The 17684-nt window shown below is 60.9% G+C and carries 15 protein-coding genes; 5 read left to right on the top strand and 10 right to left on the bottom strand.

Annotated elements, in window-relative coordinates:
* Positions 1-10: 10 nt before the first annotated feature.
* Positions 11-1078 carry a glycolate oxidase subunit GlcE gene (glcE, locus tag G3N95_RS04055; protein ID WP_205968643.1) on the bottom strand — a complete coding sequence of 356 codons (1068 nt, stop codon included), beginning with the start codon at positions 1076-1078 and terminating at the stop codon, positions 11-13.
* Positions 1078-2577, bottom strand: a complete 1500-nt coding sequence (gene glcD, locus G3N95_RS04050) for a glycolate oxidase subunit GlcD (protein ID WP_205968642.1) — start codon at positions 2575-2577, stop codon at positions 1078-1080. Before glcD ends, glcE begins: the two co-directional genes overlap by 1 nt.
* 234 nt (positions 2578-2811) lie before the next feature.
* Between glcD and glcC the strand changes: the two genes are divergently transcribed.
* Positions 2812-3591 (top strand): transcriptional regulator GlcC, encoded by a 780-nt coding sequence (gene glcC, locus G3N95_RS04045; protein ID WP_346778351.1) that lies wholly within the window; start codon positions 2812-2814, stop codon positions 3589-3591.
* A 47-nt stretch (positions 3592-3638) separates the two neighbouring features.
* Here the strand turns inward: glcC and G3N95_RS04040 are convergent, their stop codons facing one another.
* The 4 genes from G3N95_RS04040 to G3N95_RS04025 all read right to left on the bottom strand — a co-directional run bounded on the left by G3N95_RS04040 (position 3639) and on the right by G3N95_RS04025 (position 7960).
* Positions 3639-4460, bottom strand: coding sequence for an alpha/beta hydrolase (locus G3N95_RS04040; protein WP_205968640.1), 822 nt, complete (start codon positions 4458-4460; stop codon positions 3639-3641).
* A gap of 263 nt (positions 4461-4723) precedes the next feature.
* Positions 4724-5557, bottom strand: a complete 834-nt coding sequence (locus tag G3N95_RS04035; RefSeq protein ID WP_205968639.1) for a class I SAM-dependent methyltransferase — start codon at positions 5555-5557, stop codon at positions 4724-4726.
* A gap of 346 nt (positions 5558-5903) precedes the next feature.
* Positions 5904-6848, bottom strand: coding sequence for an arginine deiminase-related protein (locus G3N95_RS04030; protein ID WP_205968638.1), 945 nt, complete (start codon positions 6846-6848; stop codon positions 5904-5906).
* Positions 6849-6898: 50 nt separating this feature from the next.
* Positions 6899-7960, bottom strand: coding sequence for an ornithine cyclodeaminase (locus tag G3N95_RS04025; protein ID WP_205968637.1), 1062 nt, complete (start codon positions 7958-7960; stop codon positions 6899-6901).
* A gap of 234 nt (positions 7961-8194) precedes the next feature.
* Here G3N95_RS04025 and G3N95_RS04020 point away from each other — a divergent pair, with 234 nt between their 5' ends.
* The 3 genes from G3N95_RS04020 to G3N95_RS04010 all read left to right on the top strand — a co-directional run bounded on the left by G3N95_RS04020 (position 8195) and on the right by G3N95_RS04010 (position 11523).
* Entirely contained in the window at positions 8195-8626 is a 432-nt protein-coding gene (locus G3N95_RS04020) for an Lrp/AsnC family transcriptional regulator (RefSeq protein ID WP_205968636.1), read from the top strand.
* A 659-nt stretch (positions 8627-9285) separates the two neighbouring features.
* Positions 9286-10560: a hypothetical protein gene (locus tag G3N95_RS04015; protein WP_205968635.1), complete on the top strand. Its 1275-nt coding sequence runs from the start codon at positions 9286-9288 to the stop codon at positions 10558-10560.
* Between the two features lie 66 nt (positions 10561-10626).
* Positions 10627-11523 carry a LysR family transcriptional regulator gene (locus G3N95_RS04010; protein WP_205968634.1) on the top strand — a complete coding sequence of 299 codons (897 nt, stop codon included), beginning with the start codon at positions 10627-10629 and terminating at the stop codon, positions 11521-11523.
* A 121-nt stretch (positions 11524-11644) separates the two neighbouring features.
* Here G3N95_RS04010 and G3N95_RS04005 read toward each other — a convergent pair whose 3' ends face one another.
* The 3 genes from G3N95_RS04005 to G3N95_RS03995 form a co-directional block, all read right to left on the bottom strand.
* On the bottom strand, positions 11645-13402 hold the full coding sequence (locus G3N95_RS04005) for an IlvD/Edd family dehydratase (RefSeq protein ID WP_205968633.1): 1758 nt from the start codon (positions 13400-13402) through the stop codon (positions 11645-11647).
* A 57-nt stretch (positions 13403-13459) separates the two neighbouring features.
* On the bottom strand, positions 13460-14749 hold the full coding sequence (locus G3N95_RS04000; protein WP_205968773.1) for an MFS transporter: 1290 nt from the start codon (positions 14747-14749) through the stop codon (positions 13460-13462).
* Positions 14750-15030: 281 nt separating this feature from the next.
* On the bottom strand, positions 15031-16002 hold the full coding sequence (locus G3N95_RS03995) for an AraC family transcriptional regulator (RefSeq protein WP_205968632.1): 972 nt from the start codon (positions 16000-16002) through the stop codon (positions 15031-15033).
* Positions 16003-16096: 94 nt separating this feature from the next.
* Between G3N95_RS03995 and G3N95_RS03990 the strand changes: the two genes are divergently transcribed.
* Complete coding sequence (locus tag G3N95_RS03990; RefSeq protein ID WP_205968631.1) at positions 16097-16930, top strand: oxidoreductase; 834 nt, start codon at positions 16097-16099, stop codon at positions 16928-16930.
* Positions 16931-17063: 133 nt separating this feature from the next.
* Here G3N95_RS03990 and G3N95_RS03985 read toward each other — a convergent pair whose 3' ends face one another.
* The gene (locus tag G3N95_RS03985; protein ID WP_241018189.1) at positions 17064-17327 is read right to left on the bottom strand and encodes a DUF4148 domain-containing protein; all 264 of its coding nucleotides are present in this window, start codon (positions 17325-17327) and stop codon (positions 17064-17066) included.
* Positions 17328-17684: the final 357 nt, after the last annotated feature.

Here is a 17684-nt window from a genome sequence, read left to right as displayed (position 1 = left end):
CGCGCTCGCTTCAGAGATCGGCGTACAGCCGGCCAGGATTCAACACGCCATTCGGATCGAGGCGATGTTTTAGTTGACGCTGATAGCGCAGCAACGGTGCGGCGAGCGGCTGGAATGGCTCGCGCTCCGGCGACGGCGTAAAGCACGTCGCATGTCCGCCCGCGGCATGCGCAAGCTGGCGGATTTCGGCAGCGAGTGCGTCGCTCTTGAGCCAGCGCTGCGCGCCTGCCCAGTCGATCAGCGCTTCGCCCGGCAAGGGCATCAACGGCGTCGCATTCGGCAGCGACAGACGCCACAGCGGACGCGTGTCCGCGAAGAACGACAGCCGATGGTCGCGCAATGCATCCCAGAACGCGCAATCGATCTCTTCGCCGCCGACGCGGTCCACGGCCGATTTCACCGAGCCGCTGCCGCCTTCGAGCCGCACATGCAGTTTGCCGCCGACATAACAGGCGCCGCTCACGGGCAACGCGGCCTTGCGCCATGCCGACAGCTCGCGCATCGCGTCGTCCACGCCGAGCGTGAGCGCGAAACTGCGGCGCTCGCGCGGCTTCGGCAGCACCTTCAGCGACACTTCCGTCAATACGCCGAGCGAACCGAAACTGCCTGCCAGCAGACGCGACATGTCGTAGCCCGCGACGTTCTTCATCACCTGACCGCCGAAGCGCAGATGATCGCCGTCGCCCGTAATCACGCGGCAGCCGAGCACGAAGTCGCGCATCGAGCCCGCCCACGGGCGGCGCGGTCCCGACAATCCCGTCGCCACCGCGCCGCCCACGGTTCCCTCGCCGTCGAACAGCGGCGGCTCGCACGGCAACATCTGGCCGGCGTCGTCGAGCACGGCGTTCAGTTCGACGAGCGGCGTTCCCGCGCGCGCCGTGATCACGAGTTCGGTCGGGTCATACGCGACGACGCCACGATGCGAGCGCGTATCGAGTTCTTCGCCTTGCACGTCGCGGCCCAGAAAACGCTTGCTGTCGCTGCCGCGAATGCGCAGCGGCGTGTGCTGCGCGATTGCGCGCTGAACCTGCGCGATGAGGCGCGCGCTGTCGTCCATTGAATCGAATTCGCGTCGCATCAGAAGCGCTCCAGCTCGGGAAACGGCAGCTTGCCGTGATGAATGTGCATCGCGCCGAATTCCGCGCAGCGGTGCAGCGTCGGAATGTTCTTGCCGGGATTGAGCAGGCCGTCGGGATCGAACGCGGCTTTCAATGAATGGAACAGCGTGAGTTCTTCGCTGCTGAACTGCACGCACATCTGGTTGATCTTCTCGCGTCCGACGCCATGTTCGCCCGTGATGCTGCCGCCCACGTCGACGCACAGTTCGAGGATCTTCGCGCCGAGCGTTTCGGCGCGTTCCATTTCGCCGGGCGCATTCGCATCGAAGAGGATCAGCGGATGCATGTTGCCGTCGCCCGCGTGAAAGACGTTCGCGACCCGCAGGCCATATTCGTCCGACAGCGCTGCGATTCCGCGCAGCACGCGCGCCAGTTCGCGACGCGGAATCGTGCCGTCCATGCAGTAGTAATCGGGCGAAACGCGGCCCACAGCGGGGAATGCATTCTTGCGGCCGGCCCAGAAACGCTGGCGTTCGGCTTCGTCCTTCGCGATGCGGATATCGGTCGCGCCTGCTTCGCGCAGCAACGCGCCGACGCGATCGCAGTCTTCCTGCACGTCGGATTCGGCGCCGTCGAGTTCGCATAGCAGGATCGCTTCCGCGTCGACGGGATAGCCCGCGTGAATGAAGTCTTCGGCGGCGCGGATCGCGAGGTTGTCCATCATTTCGAGGCCGCCGGGAATCACACCCGCGCCGATGATTTGAGCGACGGCCGCGCCCGCTTTTTCGACGTCGTCGAAGCTGGCGAGCAGCACCTTTGCGCTTTGCGGTTTGGTCAGCAGCTTCACGGTGATTTCCGTGACGATGCCGAGCATGCCTTCGGAGCCCGTCAGCAGCGCGAGCAGGTCGAAGCCGGGCGAGTCGAGCGCTTCTGAGCCGATCGTCAGGCGCTCGCCGTCGATAGTCATCACTTCGAGCTTCATGATGTTGTGCACGGTCAGGCCGTATTTCAGGCAGTGCACGCCGCCTGCGTTCTCGGCGACGTTGCCGCCGATCGAACATGCGATCTGCGACGACGGATCCGGTGCGTAGTAGAGGCCGTGAATCGCGGCCGCCTGCGAGATCGCGAGATTGCGCACGCCGGGCTGCACGCGTGCAATCGATGCATCGGGGTCGATGTGCAGAATGCGGTTGAAGCGCGCCATCACGAGCAGGATGCCCTGTTCGAGCGGCAACGCGCCGCCCGACAGACCCGTGCCCGCGCCGCGCGCGACGACGGGCACCTTGCGCGCGGCAGCGAATTTCAGCAGTGCCTGCACCTGTTCGATCGAATCGGGCAGCGCGACCATCATCGGCGTGGTGCGATACGCGGAAAGACCGTCGCATTCGAATGGACGCAGGTCTTCCCTGTCGTACAGCAGCTGCATGCCGGGCACGAGGCGCTGAAGTTCGGCAACCAGGGCGGTCTTGTCATGCGAGGGAAGGGGGCCGTCGATCCGTTCGTCGTACGCGTAGCTCATGGGGCGTCTCCGTGGGCGCGCGAGTGCTGTTTTGCACCTGCTTTCACGCGCCGCTTATCCGTGTAGCCGCCGATTGTTCACGTTTCGGATCGGGCTGTCGATGAAGATGGAAGGTGGTAATACCAGTTTTTATCCGCGGTCTACGGCGCGTTGAGCGCGTTGAGCCAGCAAGAATGCAGGAAATGGCAGTATCATCGGCTTCATGAAAAACCAGTTGAGAAAGTGGTCATACCAGTGATTGCAGACACGGAATCGAGCGGAAAAGAGGCCGATCGGAAGATTGCGGACGTCGTCGCGGAGCGCATCGAACGCTTGATCGTCGACGGCGTGCTGAGGTCAGGACAGGCGTTGCCGTCGGAGCGGCGCCTGACGGACAAGCTCGGTGTATCGAGAACGGCGCTGCGCGAAGGGCTCAAGCTGCTGCGCGCGCGGGGCATCATCGAAACGGCGCACGGCAAGGGCTCGTTCGTCGCGAATCTGACCGCGCAGCCGCCGCAATCACCGCTGATGCATCTGCTCGCTTCACAGCCGCGCACGCTCTACGACCTGTTCGAGGTGCGCGGCATGCTCGAAGCGGAATCCGCGCGCCTCGCCGCATTGCGCGGCACGCCCGCCGATTACATGATGATCACGCGCCGCTACGAGGAAATGCTCGCCGCGCACGAAACCGATACGGACCCCGCGACGCATGCACGCCTCGACCACGCATTTCATCTGGCGATCTGCGAGGCGTCGCATAACCCCGTGCTCGTGCATACGCTCCGGTCGTTGACCGAGTTGCTGCTGAGTTCGGTGTTCGCGTCGGTGAACAATCTTTATCACCGTCAGCCGCATCGCAAGCGGATCGACCGCCAGCATGCGCGGCTCTATAGCGCGGTGACGGGCAAGCTGCCCGAACAAGCGTATCGGACAGCCGCCGATCACATCAACAGCGTGCGCGACAGCCTGCAGGAGATCGAGCAGGAAGAGCAGCGGCTGGTGCGGGCGACCCTCAGGCTCGAAGGGTGGAAGTGACGGGCAGCTTGCGCGTGCGTACGCGGTGACGATCCTGGCTTCATCCTTCAATGCGTTGCGCAAAGATCAGCTTCGGCTTCGGCGATATGCCGCACGATGGCGGCGTTGACTTCGTCGGCGTGCGTGACGGGCCCCATGTGTCCCGCGCCTTCGACAACCGCAAGCCGCGCCGCCGGCAGCAGCATCGGCAGGCGCTCGGCGATCGCGCGCGTTGGAAACGGAGCGTGCTGTCCGCGCATGATCAGTGCCGGTACGCGCAGCGTGGCGTATGCATCGGCGGGCGTGCGCTCGTCGAGCAGCGCGCGGAAATCGAGCGGCGCCTTCGGAGCCCAGCGCGTGAGCGCGGCCTGCAGAGAAGGCCGCAGCGCGTCCCACGCGCCCAGGCCGCCCCAGTAATCGACGAACGAAGCGGCGGCGCCGCGATAGTCGCCGCAGCTCACGCCATCGGCGGTGAGCTTCGAAATTGCAATGATTTCTGCGAGTGCATGCGTGCCATACGAGCCCATCATCTTGAGCAGATGAAACGCCGAGGGCTCGTAGAGCGTCAGACTCGCGATGCGATGGGGCCGTTCGAGCGCTGCACGCAACGCTACACCACCGCCATACGAGTGACCCACGAGATGGACCTTGCCGCTCGACGCGTCGATGATGCCGACGGTCCTCGCTGCCTCGTCGGCGAGCGTGAATGCTCGCTCGCCGCTCCACGGCCCCGTGCTTTCGCAGCCGTAGTGCTCAGGCGTGACGAACGCGTGGCGTGAACCCAGGGCCTCGCCGAGCTTTCGCCATTGCGCGGCTCCCGACCCGGAGCAATGCAACGCGATCACCGACGTTGCAGATGAGAAGGCTGGCGATGCGGCGGTGCTATTCATGTCGGTCAAGCGCCTTTGTCGATAACGGCAACAGATGGATGAGCACGATGTTCTCCGGCGCGGTCGACGAAACCGATCGCGCTTTGACGTCGGTGCGAACGCCGTGCACTTGCAGAGTCCATGCCATAGTTGGACGAGCCTTGCCTGGAGGAGCGTTTGGCTATCACCCGCTGAACGGATCGGGCGAAACGTCGTCGAGCCGCCGACAGATGCACGGCTCGACGTTGGACTTTTGCAGACACGTGTGTTGCTGCTCACTGGATCTACAGTCGCTCCACCACGACTTCGAGATACTCGCCAGGCAGAACAAGCGTTGCGTCGTTCGACCGGTTGCCGTCGTCGATCAGTGCAATGAGATCGGCGAGGAACGCCGCCTGCCGTTCTCCTTCCAGTGAAGCGAACGCCTTGTTCATCGGCCCGTAGAACGTGCGGAACACCTCGATGAAATGCACCGGCGAACGATAGCGGAACGTGAAATCGCGGCTGATCGCAGTGATATTCCGCGCAGTGCCGTCGAACAACGCGTCGAGGCGCGCCTTCGTCCCCCAGAGCGCCGGCGAATTCACGCCGGCGGGCGGCGAAATGTACTTGCCGATCGTCTTGAACAGCTTCCCAATGAAGCTGTCCGGTGTCCAGTTGGCGAGGCCGATCCGTCCTCCAGGTTTGCAAACACGGGCGAGTTCGGCCGCCGCTTTTTGCTGATCGGGAGTGAACATCACGCCGAAGGTCGACATCACGACGTCGAATGAAGCGTCCGCGTAGGGCAGCGCTTCAGCGTCCGCTTCCTGGAACTGCACCCGGAGGCCTTCAGCTTGCGCACGTGCACGACCTGCATCGAGCAGCGACGCGACGTAGTCAGTCGACGTCACCTCGCACCAGCGGCGCGCGGCGGCTAGCGTCGCGTTGCCGTTGCCCGCGGCGACGTCGAGCACGCGGCTGCCTGCGCGAAGATCGAGCGCCTCGCACAGGTTCTCACCGACGATTTGCAGCGTGGTGCCGACGACGGCGTAGTCGCCCGTCGACCAGGCTGCCTGTTGACGGAGCTTGACGGCGGCGAAGTCTGCGACGGGTGCGAAAGCGGAATCGACAACGGACATGGAGATCTCCTGAAAGACCGGGGCGGCGCGTTCGACAATGCGTGCGTCCCGCGCCTCAGTTGGCGCCGCGAAACGATGCTTCGAGCGTGCCCGCGCGGCGATCGGGCGAAGCGCACGGGATCTGACAAGCGGTTTGCCGGAAAGGCCGAGGGGCCGTCGAAGCGATGTGTGATGCACAGCGCTTCGGGCTTTCAGAATGGGACCGGTGTTGCAGATCGCGTGAGTGCCAGTATCGGCACGTCAGCCGTGGGGAGGAATGTCCGGGCGTCCAGATGTTTTGCGCGGGACGCCGGAAATGGCGGGCGGACTCGAATTGCAGACGACCACCGAGCCTCGCCAGTAGGGCCTAGCGGTCTCTACGCGCGAGGTGGATACCCGCCAGCATGCAGCGCACCGAGCCTCCCGCCAGTTCGATGGTGGGAACGTCGAGCGGCAGCAGCCGCGCCGAACGTTCGATCAGCCTGCGCTGCCGTTGCGTGAGGCAGTCGAATGCACGCCGTGACAGCGCAAGCAGGCGGCCGTCGCGTGCCGTCAGTTCGAGCGCATTCCCCGCAAAGTTGTTCAACTGTCCATTGTCGAGCGCGATCACCGTGCGCCCTGTTTCGACCAGACGACGTTGAACGTGCTCACGCCGGATGGGATCGCTGATCACGTCGAAGCCGACCAGCGCGAATTCGGTTGCGACGCTCATCATCACGTTCGTGTGATAGACAGGCTCGCCGTTGGAGTCGGCGGTGTCGAAGCACATCGGCTCGAAACCGAAGTGCGTGCAGAAGCGTTCCAGCGCTACCGGATTCGCCCGCCGCGAGCGTGCTGTATAGGCGATGCGCGCCACGTGATCGAGCACCATCGCGCCCGTCCCTTCAAGAAAGATCTCGTCGTGTTCGAGGCCCGAATAATCGACGACATCCTGTACCCGATATTCCGACTTGAGCAGTTCGATCACATCGGCGCGCCGCTCGCGCCGCCGGTTGCTGCTGTACATCGGATACAGCGCGACATGGCCTCCCGCATGCGTCGAGAACCAGTTGTTGGGGAAGACGGAGTCGGGCGTGCTGTCCCCACCAAGGTCATCGAACAGATGCACGCGGACGCCCGCGTCGGAGAGTGTTTGCGCCGCGATGGTCACTTCGTCGTGTGCCGCGTTGGAGAGCAGCGCTCGCGCATCGCCGTCGTAGGCGACAGGCGCATGTTGGAATGCGTTGTCCGCGGCCGTTTCCGGGTTGGGCGTGAAGCAGTGCGGCCGCACCATCACGACGGCGGATGGCGCCTGAGTCGACAATCGGTTCATATGAGCACGTGGTTGCAAGATGCAAGAAGGAGCAGCGAGGCGATTGCGATTCAGTGCGCCAGTTCGAACGCGACGCTTTCAGCCGCAGGCGTGGATTCCGCGGCGATCAGCGCAAAGAGGTTCTTCGGGTCGGCTGCAGGGGGAATCAGTGAAATCTGCGTGCCGGCATCGTGTTGCAGCGCGAGCGCATGCAGGTAACGCAGCGCGGAATAGTCTTCCAGCGCGAAGCCGACTGAATCGAACACGGTGATTTGCGTTGCGCTCTCGCGGCCGGCCGCTTCGCCCCGCAGAACGCGCCATAGTTCGACAACGGGGAAGTCCGCGGACATCTGCTGGATATCGCCTTCGATACGCGTTTGCGGCTCGTATTCGACGAACACGCGACCCATGCGCAGTACGTCGGCATGCAGTTCGGTCTTGCCCGGACAATCGCCGCCTACCGCGTTCAGATGCATGCCGGGCTCGATCATGTCCGGTGTGAGGATCGTTGCATACGCCTTGTCGGCGGTGACCGTCGTGACGATATCGGCGCCGCGCACAGCGTCGGCCGTCGAAGCAGTCCGCACGACGCGCAATGCCGGGTACGCCGACAGGTTGCGCACGAGCTTCGCGGTCGCGTGCTCATCGACATCGAACACGCGGATTTCGTCGATGCCCAGTAGTGTGTGAAACGCAATCGCCTGAAATTCGCTTTGTGCGCCGTTGCCGATCAGCGCCATCGTCTTCGAATCGGGACGCGCCAATGCTTGCGCGGCAAGCACGGAGGTCGCCGCCGTGCGCAGCGCCGTGGTCAGTGTCAGCTCGGCGAGCAGGACGGGATAGCCCGTGTCGACGTTGGCGAGCGCGCCGAACGCCATCACGGTATGGATGCCCCTTTGTGCATTGACCGGATGACCGTTGACGTACTTGAACGCGAACAGCTTTGCGTCGGCGACGGGCATCAGTTCGATCACACCGTCGCGCGAATGGCACGCGACGCGCGGCGATTTGTCGAAGTCCGTCCATCGCAGATAGTCGGCTCGCAAAGTGCCGACCAGCTCGGCGAGAAAACGCGGCACGCCGATGGTTGCTACCAGGCGGCTAGTGTCGGGAACGTCGAGAAAGCGGGTCATGGTGTTGTCTCCTGTCGATCAGATCTGTTGCCTAAGCGGTTTGCGGCATGATACGCCGCCGACAGAGACATTATTTCGACGAGGGCAGCCAACAGAAAGATGGCAAAGGTGCTAAAAGTGTCCAGCTTTCGGGCATTTTGCTAGAGTCCGGATAGCAATTTGTTCAAGCGTATGGTGTTTCGCGAGACGGTGCCCTTATGCTGTGCGCCCATTCATCGCGTCAAAGGTAAACAGATGATCAATCTCGATGACGTCGATCGTCAGCTCATCGCGTTGTTGCGCGATAACGCGCGCGCTTCCGTCGTCACGCTGGCGAAGGAACTGCGAGTGGCGCGCGCGACGGTGCAAAACCGGCTCTTGCGGCTGGAGAAGCACGGCGTGATCGTCGGGTATACGGTCCGGCTCAAGCCCGCGGCGGAGAAGCATCGCATCCGTGCGCTGATGTCGATCGCCGTGCAGGGCAACCGGGCTGCCGATGTCGTCAAGGTCTTGCGCGGGCATCCAAGCGTGGCCACCATTCACAGCACCAACGGGCGTTGGGATCTGATCGCCGAATTGCACGCCGATTCGCTGGAGAACTTCGATCGCGTACTGGCAGCGATCAGGCTGATCGATGGGATCGCGAATACGGAGACCAGCATCCTGCTGTCGACGCACAAGGCCTGAGTGTCATTTGAGTTCGGGGTCGATTCCGAAAAGATTTTCTCATCGCGATTAAATTTTCACCGGTTCTACACTGCGTGGCGGTCGGTAATTGTGACTTCAAAGAGAGAGCCGAACCGGCGCTCGACCCTGGTCGCGACCTTCTCAAGGCAAGGTATGACCTGGTTGCAGCGCAATAAGTCCAATAAATACCGGCTCGCCAGGTAAGGCGGTTCAAAAAGATGAAACATCTTTTCCCGCGTTTTCGAATAAGGCGGAATTTCCTTTCCTGAAATTAACGGCGGAAAGAATCTCGCTAATTGGCCTATTGGCAGGCGAGAAGTATGTAAATCAAATCGTTAGACGGGTATTATTTACCCCGGTCGAACGGCGGGGGCGAACGAGTTGCACGCTCCCTTTGCTTACGCAGGGAGATGTTTGCGTAACGCATCGGAATGAGCGGCAACAGGTGGCGGGATGAACCCGCAGCCAAATTGCGTCGCCACCTCAAAGAGTCGATCTCCGGGCCTTCAATTCCGCGCATCGAGCAGGCGACTCATTGCCATTATCAGTAAGCAGTACTGTTTAAATAGAACTCGATCGTTCTGTCCTTCGGGTTCGCATATACGAACGAAAACCAAATTTTTTGTTCCCTTAAACTTTCTCGAGAGAACTCATTTTCGATGATTAAGCGACGTCAATTTCTTGGCAGCCTGACGGCTCTGGGTGGTGGATATCTCATGAGCACGTATGGACAGGCTTTCGGAGCCGTAACCAGTGGAGCGTCACCGGACGGCACGACGATTCCTTCGGCTTCCGTCATCATCGACAAGATGGGATCGAGGTGGACGGTCAAGAACGGCGTCGTATATCGCAATGGGCTTACCGTGGGCAACACGTATAACGTGTCGCTGTTGCTCTGGTATGGCGGGAAGATCTGGCACATCGGTACGGGCGGGCAGTTCTATGTGTGCGCGGACCTCGACGTCTGGCTGCCTTGCAGCGATCCACGCGTCGCTGTCGCAGCCCAGGCGGGAATGTTCTACGGTATCAACGGACACTACGACTATACGTATAAGCCGGCGCAGCTCGTATCGATCCTCAAAGGGATAGGTTGCACGACCTACCGCGTCGGATGCACTGACGATCCCGCGCAGATCAGCGCCGTTTCCAAACTGGCTCAAGCGTTTCAGTCGAATGGAATTTCGCTGCTGGTGCTCATCAACATGGGCATCTACGATTCGAATAACAATCTGTTTCCGAGCGAGTCTGCCGCCTATAACCGCGGATTGCAGGCTGCCATGTCCATCGCAAACGCGCTCAAGCAATACGGCGTCACGATGTATGAGTGTGGGAATGAGTTGACGCGTCAAAACGCAACAGTTCTTGACTTCACCAACGCCGGCACCAAGGCCATCGACTTCAATAACCTGAATTGGCCCGTCATGCGCGGGGCGATGCGTGGAATGATCGACGGCGTGAAGGCGGTGCAGTCATCCGCGAAATGCGGTATCAACTTCTGCGTTGCCGATATCGGCGCAGCGGACGCGTTGTGGGACGGCATGCAACCGGATGGCACGGGCGGGCACCCGAAAGTGCGTTGGGACATCACGACCTGGCACAACTACGAGGTGTATGGCGACATCTTCAACATCGGAATGGATGGCGCGGGCCCGGGATTCGATCTCCCGACGTATTGCAAGGCACGATATGGCGTACCGTTCATGATCACGGAATGGAACACGGGCCCGGAGAAGGCTCAGGACTATCGCGCCAGCTACATTACGAAAACGCTGGGCAGTTTCTATCAAGGGCGGAAAGCGCACAACGTTCAGTCCGTGATGTACTACATCCTCGATAGCGGGAACAATACGTTCGGCATTATGAAGGACGGCGTTGCACTGAATCCGCCGTACAGTGCGTTCGCCTCTTTCGTTTCGGGCAACCCGGACAACTGATACCCGCATAACGAGCGAGATGATCGAACACGTGCGGATGCAGTGTGCCGCATCGTAAAATCGGTCATGGACATTCGTTACGTGCAAAGTTTCGTCGCGGTGGTGGAAAGCGGGTCGATTGCAGAAGCCGCGCGACGCCTTGGGCTGACTGCAACAGCAGTGGCGGCCCGCATTCGCTCGCTGGAGGAGACTTTGGGCGCACCGCTCATCCAGCGTTCCGGCCGATACGTCAGACCTACGGCGGAAGGAGTCAAGGTTCTCGACAGCGCGCAGGCGCTTCTGCGAGCGATGCGCGACATGCAGGCAATCGCACAGGACGGCCAGACGCAGATTGGCGAACTGAGGGTCGGCGTATTCGTGTCGGCAATGGTGAGCGTATTGCCGTCGGTGTTGCAGCGTGTTTATGCCCACCATCCTGATATGAAGCTCTTCGTGGAGCCCGGCAGTTCTGTCGAACTGTGCCGGAAAGTGGCTGCCAGCGAACTGGACGTGGCGATCGTAGTAGAGCCTCAGTTCGCGATGCCGAAGACGTGTGAATGGCAACCGCTCACGGAGGAGCCGCTGGTTGTCGTTGCCCACGAGTCGATGGTGGGGCGGGACGCTCACGAGGTTCTGCAAAACGAACCGTTCATTCGCTACGCTCGCTCGGTTCTCGGCGGCCAGCTTGCGGACAGATACCTTCGCGATCACCATATCCATACGCGCTCGAGACTGGAGATCGACGGCTTGCTTGCCATTGCGACGCTCGTGGACAAGGGGCTAGGCGTCTCTCTATTGCCCGATTGGCCGTCGATGTGGACGAGCGGACTGGCTATCACGCGCATACCGCTGCCGGAACGCGCACCGGTTCGCCGCATCGGGCTGATCATGGCGCGCCATACACCTCGTTTTGCGCTGGTGGAGGTGTTTGCCCGCGAGGCGCTGGGTTTGTTCAATCGTCCTCACGGCGACATGCAGCCGTGACTGCTTTACTCGAATTGCGAGCCGCACGCGTGGTTGCTGAATAGAACAGTTGCTAAAAGAAAGGCCCCGCGAAGACGGGGCCGTTGTGCCGCAAAAAAGAGGCAATACCTGTACTAACCTCCTATCCGAGCTTCGACGCCTGATCTTTCTGCAGACTCGCTGAACGCAAGAAATCGAAATCGACACCCTCGTCGGCTTGGGTGACCGTTTGCAGGAAAAGCTTGCGATAACCACGTTCGGCGGTTGGCCGCTCGACGGGCATTGCTTCGGCACGCTTCCGCATTTCTTCATCGGCAACCAGCAGCGCGATCTCGCGACGAGACACACTAAGACGAATGCGGTCGCCGTTGCGCACATAAGCGAGCGGCCCGCCGATCGCGGCTTCGGGCGTCACGTGCAGTACGATTGTGCCGAAAGCAGTTCCGCTCATGCGTCCATCCGAAATCCGCACCATGTCCTTTACGCCGGCCCTCGCGAGTTTGCGGGGGATCGGGATATACCCCGCTTCCGGCATGCCGGGTGCGCCGACCGGTCCGATGTTCTTCAGTACGAGAACATCGTCCGGCTTGACGTCCAGTGCTTCATCGTCGATCCGGTTGATCAGATCTTCTACGTTCTCGAACACGACAGCCCGGCCCTCGTGTTCCATGAGCGCGGGATCGGCGGCCGATTGCTTGATGATCGCCCCTGCGGGCGCGAGGTTGCCACGGAGCACGGCAAGGCCGCCTTGCGGGTAGATAGGGTCCGAGAACGAACGCACGACATCCTGTCTGAACCCAGCGCCGCTTGCTTCGATCTCTTCGCCGAGGGTACGTCCCGTCACGGTCAGCGCATCCAGATGCAGCAGAGGCTTCAACTCGCGAAGCAAAGTGACGACACCTCCTGCCTTATGGAAGTCTTCCATATAATGCTGGCCCGTAGGCTTGAGGTCCAGCAACACCGGCGTTTCCTTGCCCATGCGATCAAGCATGTCCAGGTCGATCTTATGGCCCAGGCGACCCGCAACAGCAGCGAGGTGGACGATCGCATTCGTCGATCCGCCAATCGACAGCAGCACGCGCATCGCGTTCTCGAAAGCCTTTGGCGTGAGAATCCTGTCGATGGTCAAGCGTTCGCTCGCGATCCTGACTGCAACCGTGCCGGTTTGTTCTGCCACACGGATTCGGTCGGAAGTCACAGCAGGCGGCGTCGCCGCGCCAGGCACGGTCATCCCCAACGCTTCGGCAATGCATGCCATCGTGCTGGCGGTGCCCATTACCGAACAGGTGCCGACGCTCGCGACAAGCTGGTTATTCACGTCGGCGATCTCTTCCTGATCGATTTCGTTCGCGCGAAACTTCCCCCAGTAACGTCGGCAGTCGGTACACGCGCCGACACGTTCGCCGCGATGCGATCCCGTCAGCATCGAGCCGGTGACAAGCTGGATAGCCGGAATGCCGGCGGATGCCGCGCCCATCAGTTGTGCCGGGACTGTCTTGTCGCATCCACCGATCAACACGACCGCGTCCATCGGCTGCGCCCGAATCATCTCTTCGGTATCCATCGACATCAGATTGCGGAGATACATTGATGTCGGCGACGAGAAACTTTCGTGGATCGAGATAGTGGGGAAGTCGACGGGCAAGCCACCCGCGAGCATCACGCCGCGCTTCACCGCTTCGACCAGTTGCGGCATGTTGCCGTGGCATGCGTTGAAGCCGCTGCCAGTGTTCACGATGCCAATGACGGGACGATCCAGCGCCTGGTCCGTATATCCAGCGCCTTTGATGAATGCCTTGCGAAGGAAAAGCGAGAATCCCTGATCACCGTAAGACGTCAGTCCACGCTTCATGCCCGTTGCTTCCACGGGGGCCTGGGGGGCATCTTTCTTGTCAGCCATGACTTTCTCCAGATAAACATCAATGCAGTGCGTCCCGTTGTACGCGCACCGGGAATCTCATCGATTGACGATGCGAGCGGGAAGAAAAACCAGAATCAGAATCGCAGAGAGCGTGAGGCTGCCCGCTACGAGGTAAAGGCCGGATGTCAGCGAATGGGTTTCGGTTTTGAGCCATCCCATCACCGAAGGACTGACGAAGCCCGCGAGGTTGCCTGTCGAATTGATCAGTGCGATGCCGGCCGCCGCGCCCGCGCCGCCGAGGAACGAGGTCGGAAGCGCCCAGAACATCGGTAATGCGGAGATGATGCCTGCTGCTGCGAGGGACAAGCCGATCATCGATGGAATCAACTGGTTGCCACTGAGCGCGCATATACAGAAGCCAAGAGCGGCGAGGAGGGCGGGCGCGCTGACGTGCCACCTGCGTTCCCGCGTTTGATCTGCGTGACGGCCAACGAGAATCATGGCAATGAGCGCACAGGTATAGGGAATCACGGTGAGCAGACCGACGGTCAACGGGTCGTTGACGCCGGCGCTTTTGATGATCGTCGGTTGCCAGAATCCGAGCGCATACGATCCCATGATGATGCCGAACAGGATTACGCACAGCAACCACACCCACCTCGACGTGAAAGCCGCCTTGACGGATCCGTGCGTGCGCTTCGCAGCGTCGCCACTTATCTCGCGCGCTATGTGCGCTTTTTCCTGATCGGTAAGCCACTTTGCATCTTGCACGCGGTCGTCGAGAAAGAAATAGACGACGACTCCGAGCACGACAGCCGGCACGGCTTCGATGATAAAAAGCCATTGCCATCCTGCATATCCGGCGGTTCCGGCAAAGGTGTGCATGATGTATCCGGAAAGCGGTCCGCCAATCATGCCCGATACTGGATTGCCCGCTGTGAGGACGGCCATCATCTTCCCGCGGCGGTGCGATGGAAACCAGTAAGTCAGGTAGAGAATCATGCCGGGGTAGAACCCTGCTTCCGCGACACCGAGAAGGAAGCGGACGACGTAGAACGTCGCGGGTGTGGTCACCCAGGCCGTCGCGAGCGAAAGCACTGCCCACGTCACCATGATGCGCGCGATCCAGCGCCGGGCGCCCACGCGATGCAGCAGCAGATTGCTTGGAATCTCGAAGAAGAAGTAACCGACAAAGAAGAGGCCGGCGCCGAGTCCGTAGACTGCATCGCTGAAGTGCAGATCGTTCAGCATCTGCAGTTTTGCGAATCCGACGTTCACGCGGTCAAGGTAAGCAACGACGTAGCAGATGAACAGCAGTGGCATAAAGTGCCATGCTGCCCGCCGGAAGGTTGCATCGGCGGTCGCTTGTTCAGCGTCCACCGGCATGGCGGGGTGTGAGGACATGGGTTGTCTCCTTTCATTTGTCCGTTCATGCCAGCGGGCATGGGGCGATTGCGTGCTGCCGCTCATCGATGGAGGCGCTTCGCTGGAACGGGCAGGGCACGTTCGCCGGGCGATCAAGCAACCGTGTTCGGTGTTGATGTTGCGAATAGTGCAAGAGCCGGGAACGGGGAGAAAGGTGGGTCCGAAAGGTTGAGAACAAAAAATTTTTTCGGTTTGGGCCTGATGCGAACAGCACGCTCGTTCGATGGCCGCGCGGGCCTCGATCAGTGCGAAGAGACGTAAGCCGTATCTGCGAATTCTGCGGGGATAGCGAAGCTCTCGCGCATACGCTTCGCTTCCGCCGCCGGCGTCAAACCAAAGAGCCGCTTGAATTCCCTGCTGAACTGCGATGGGCTCGTGTAACCCACGGCGTGTCCCGCCGCTTCGGCGGTCAGGTCCTTGCGCACCATCAACAGTCGAGCCTGATGCAGACGCGTCGACTTCACGTACTGCATCGGCGACACCTGCGTAATGGCCTTGAAGTGGCTGTGAAAACTCGGGACACTCATACCCGCTTCGCCGGCGAGTTGCGTGACGTCGAGCGGCTGCGCATAGCTTGCATGAATCAGTCGGAGTGACCGGCCTATCCGGCCGAATTGTCCTCGCAACGCCAACGCCTCGCGCATCGAGGCTCCCTGGGCTCCCGTGAGCACCCGGAAATACAGTTCACGCAATAACCCGGCACCCAACACGGCAGCTTCGAGCGGCCGATTCATTGCCTCCAGGAATCGCAACACCGACGCCTGCATTGCGTCATCCATCGGCGTCGACATCATGCTCTGAGGTGCTTGTGAGGGCGCCGCTCCGCCTTCGTGGTCGATCTGCTCCGCAAGCTCGGCGGCCAATGTGAAATCGAGGTGCAGATACAGCGCGAGCAGCGGGCGCTCCGCTGTCGCGTCGGTCTCCATGCTGAACGGCACAGGCACGGATACGGCGAGGTAGTGACGCTCATCGTACAGATAGAGTTGCTCGCCGAAATAGCCTCGCTTGCGGCCCTGGCAGACGATCACGATACCAGGGTCGTACAGAACGGGCGTGCGCGACAGTGCCCGGTTCGACCGCAGGATGCGCACGCCTGGCAGTGCCGTGAGGTTGTACCCTTCGTCGGGTGCCAACGCGCGGAGCAAGGCAATCATGCGTTTCTGGCTTCGAGCGGATAGATCCGGATACTGCTTCGATGCGCGTGTCGTTCTCATAGTTTTATGCAAGAAAATCAGCGTAACTCGGCTTATCGTGCTCCGTTGGCCAGATTAGTATGCACTCTCCAACCGATATCTGGGAGAAGCTTCAATGGCATCCAGCAAAACTCTGCTCATCACCGGCGTCAGCAGCGGCTTCGGTCGCGCCCTTGCACAAGAAGCACTGGCAGCGGGTCACCAAGTCGTCGGTACGGTGAGAAGCGAGCAGGCAAAACGCGAGTTCGAGTCTCTGTCCGCGAATGCCGCTTGGGGGCGTGTGCTTGACGTGACCGACTTCGACTCAATCGACGGCGTCGTGGCGGAAATCGAGGCTGGCGTCGGACCCATCGACGTACTGGTCAACAATGCCGGCTACGGACACGAAGGGATCATGGAGGAAACGCCGCTGTCGGAGATGCGCCAGCAGTTCGATGTGAATGTATTTGGTGCGGTCGCCATGATGAAGGCTGTTCTGCCATTCATGCGTAAGCGCCGTCGCGGTCACATTCTGAATATCACGTCGATGGGCGGCCACATCACGATGCCGGGAATCGCGTATTACTGCGGGAGCAAATTCGCGCTGGAGGGTATCTCCGAGGCGCTTGGCAAAGAGGTCAAAGCCTTCGGCATTGCCGTGACGGCCGTGGCGCCGGGCTCGTTCCGCACTGACTGGGCGGGCCGCTCGATGAGGCGCACGCCCCGCTCGATTGCGGATTACGACGATATCTTCAACCCCATCCGCAAAGCCCGTGAAGAAAAAAGCGGCAAGCAACTGGGAGATCCCACGAAAGCTGCACGCGCCATGCTGGCTGTCATGGCTGCCGATCACCCGCCCGCGCATCTTTTGCTCGGCAGCGACGCACTCGGGTTCGTGCGAGAAAAACTGTCGACGTCGAAGACGGAAATCGATGCATGGGAGGCAACGACGGTTTCGACGGACGGCTGAAGCGTGGGCGGCCAAACCATAGCGGCACAGTTCGATGCAGTGGGAAATTGCTCATGTGTTCGAACGCGTGATCATGCGCGCCGAACACATGCATTCGAGCTGATTACCGTGCAAGGGTCGGAATGCATCCGACTTATTTGCCGGATTGTTCCGTACCATTAAACGCAGGACCGTAAGCGGCGTTCGCGTTGGCCTCCTGTTGCGCGATGATGGCCTGAGCACGTTGCAGGCTTCCCGGACAATCCCCCGAACAATCAGCGAGCGGATTGTAGCCGGCGTTTTCCAGCTGTACGAGTTGCGCGCGAACCTGCCCGCGCGTGAGAGGCACGTTCGTCTGAGCGAACGCCAGTGCCGGAACCAGGACGACTGCAGTGACGAAAGCGGCTTTGATCGACATGTTCATTTTCTTACCCTTCTAACTTGAAGATGGCCGCGAATTTCCGCAGCGACGAAGCCGCATTTCACACTAGGGAAAACACTTAGGCCATTGAATAAAAGCGACGAGCGGTTGAGTGTTTCTTCAAGTCACCCTAACGCGAGTTCTTCCGACATCGCATCTGCTCTGCGTATCGGGCAGGTCGCCTGAGAACATTTCGCGCCCCAGCCTGTAATTGCCCGAATAGCACCTGAACTTCAACGCGCCGCATGGAGCTTAACCATTCGCTCAATGCCGAGGCTGTTTTTCTCAATAGACCTGCCGTCACGCGCTGGCAAAATTTCAGTGCGTTACAAACAAACGAAAAAGCATGGTCCA

The sequence above is a fragment of the Paraburkholderia sp. Tr-20389 genome (assembly GCF_017104565.1).
Classification (GTDB): Bacteria; Pseudomonadota; Gammaproteobacteria; order Burkholderiales; family Burkholderiaceae; genus Paraburkholderia.
The sequence above is the reverse complement of the archived record's forward strand: the minus strand, read 5'-3'. Positions and strand labels throughout refer to the sequence as shown.

Excerpts from the sequence above, each read along its gene's own strand:
- glcE (WP_205968643.1), bottom strand. The coding sequence starts at position 1,078 with ATGCGACGCGAATTCGATTCAATGGACGACAGCGCGCGCCTCATCGCG.
- glcD (WP_205968642.1), bottom strand. The coding sequence starts at position 2,577 with ATGAGCTACGCGTACGACGAACGGATCGACGGCCCCCTTCCCTCGCAT.
- G3N95_RS04040 (WP_205968640.1), bottom strand. The coding sequence starts at position 4,460 with ATGAATAGCACCGCCGCATCGCCAGCCTTCTCATCTGCAACGTCGGTG.
- G3N95_RS04035 (WP_205968639.1), bottom strand. The coding sequence starts at position 5,557 with ATGTCCGTTGTCGATTCCGCTTTCGCACCCGTCGCAGACTTCGCCGCC.
- G3N95_RS04030 (WP_205968638.1), bottom strand. The coding sequence starts at position 6,848 with ATGAACCGATTGTCGACTCAGGCGCCATCCGCCGTCGTGATGGTGCGG.
- G3N95_RS04025 (WP_205968637.1), bottom strand. The coding sequence starts at position 7,960 with ATGACCCGCTTTCTCGACGTTCCCGACACTAGCCGCCTGGTAGCAACC.
- G3N95_RS04020 (WP_205968636.1), top strand. The coding sequence starts at position 8,195 with ATGATCAATCTCGATGACGTCGATCGTCAGCTCATCGCGTTGTTGCGC.
- G3N95_RS04015 (WP_205968635.1), top strand. The coding sequence starts at position 9,286 with ATGATTAAGCGACGTCAATTTCTTGGCAGCCTGACGGCTCTGGGTGGT.
- G3N95_RS04010 (WP_205968634.1), top strand. The coding sequence starts at position 10,627 with ATGGACATTCGTTACGTGCAAAGTTTCGTCGCGGTGGTGGAAAGCGGG.
- G3N95_RS04005 (WP_205968633.1), bottom strand. The coding sequence starts at position 13,402 with ATGGCTGACAAGAAAGATGCCCCCCAGGCCCCCGTGGAAGCAACGGGC.
- G3N95_RS04000 (WP_205968773.1), bottom strand. The coding sequence starts at position 14,749 with ATGCCGGTGGACGCTGAACAAGCGACCGCCGATGCAACCTTCCGGCGG.
- G3N95_RS03995 (WP_205968632.1), bottom strand. The coding sequence starts at position 16,002 with ATGAGAACGACACGCGCATCGAAGCAGTATCCGGATCTATCCGCTCGA.
- G3N95_RS03990 (WP_205968631.1), top strand. The coding sequence starts at position 16,097 with ATGGCATCCAGCAAAACTCTGCTCATCACCGGCGTCAGCAGCGGCTTC.
- G3N95_RS03985 (WP_241018189.1), bottom strand. The coding sequence starts at position 17,327 with ATGTCGATCAAAGCCGCTTTCGTCACTGCAGTCGTCCTGGTTCCGGCA.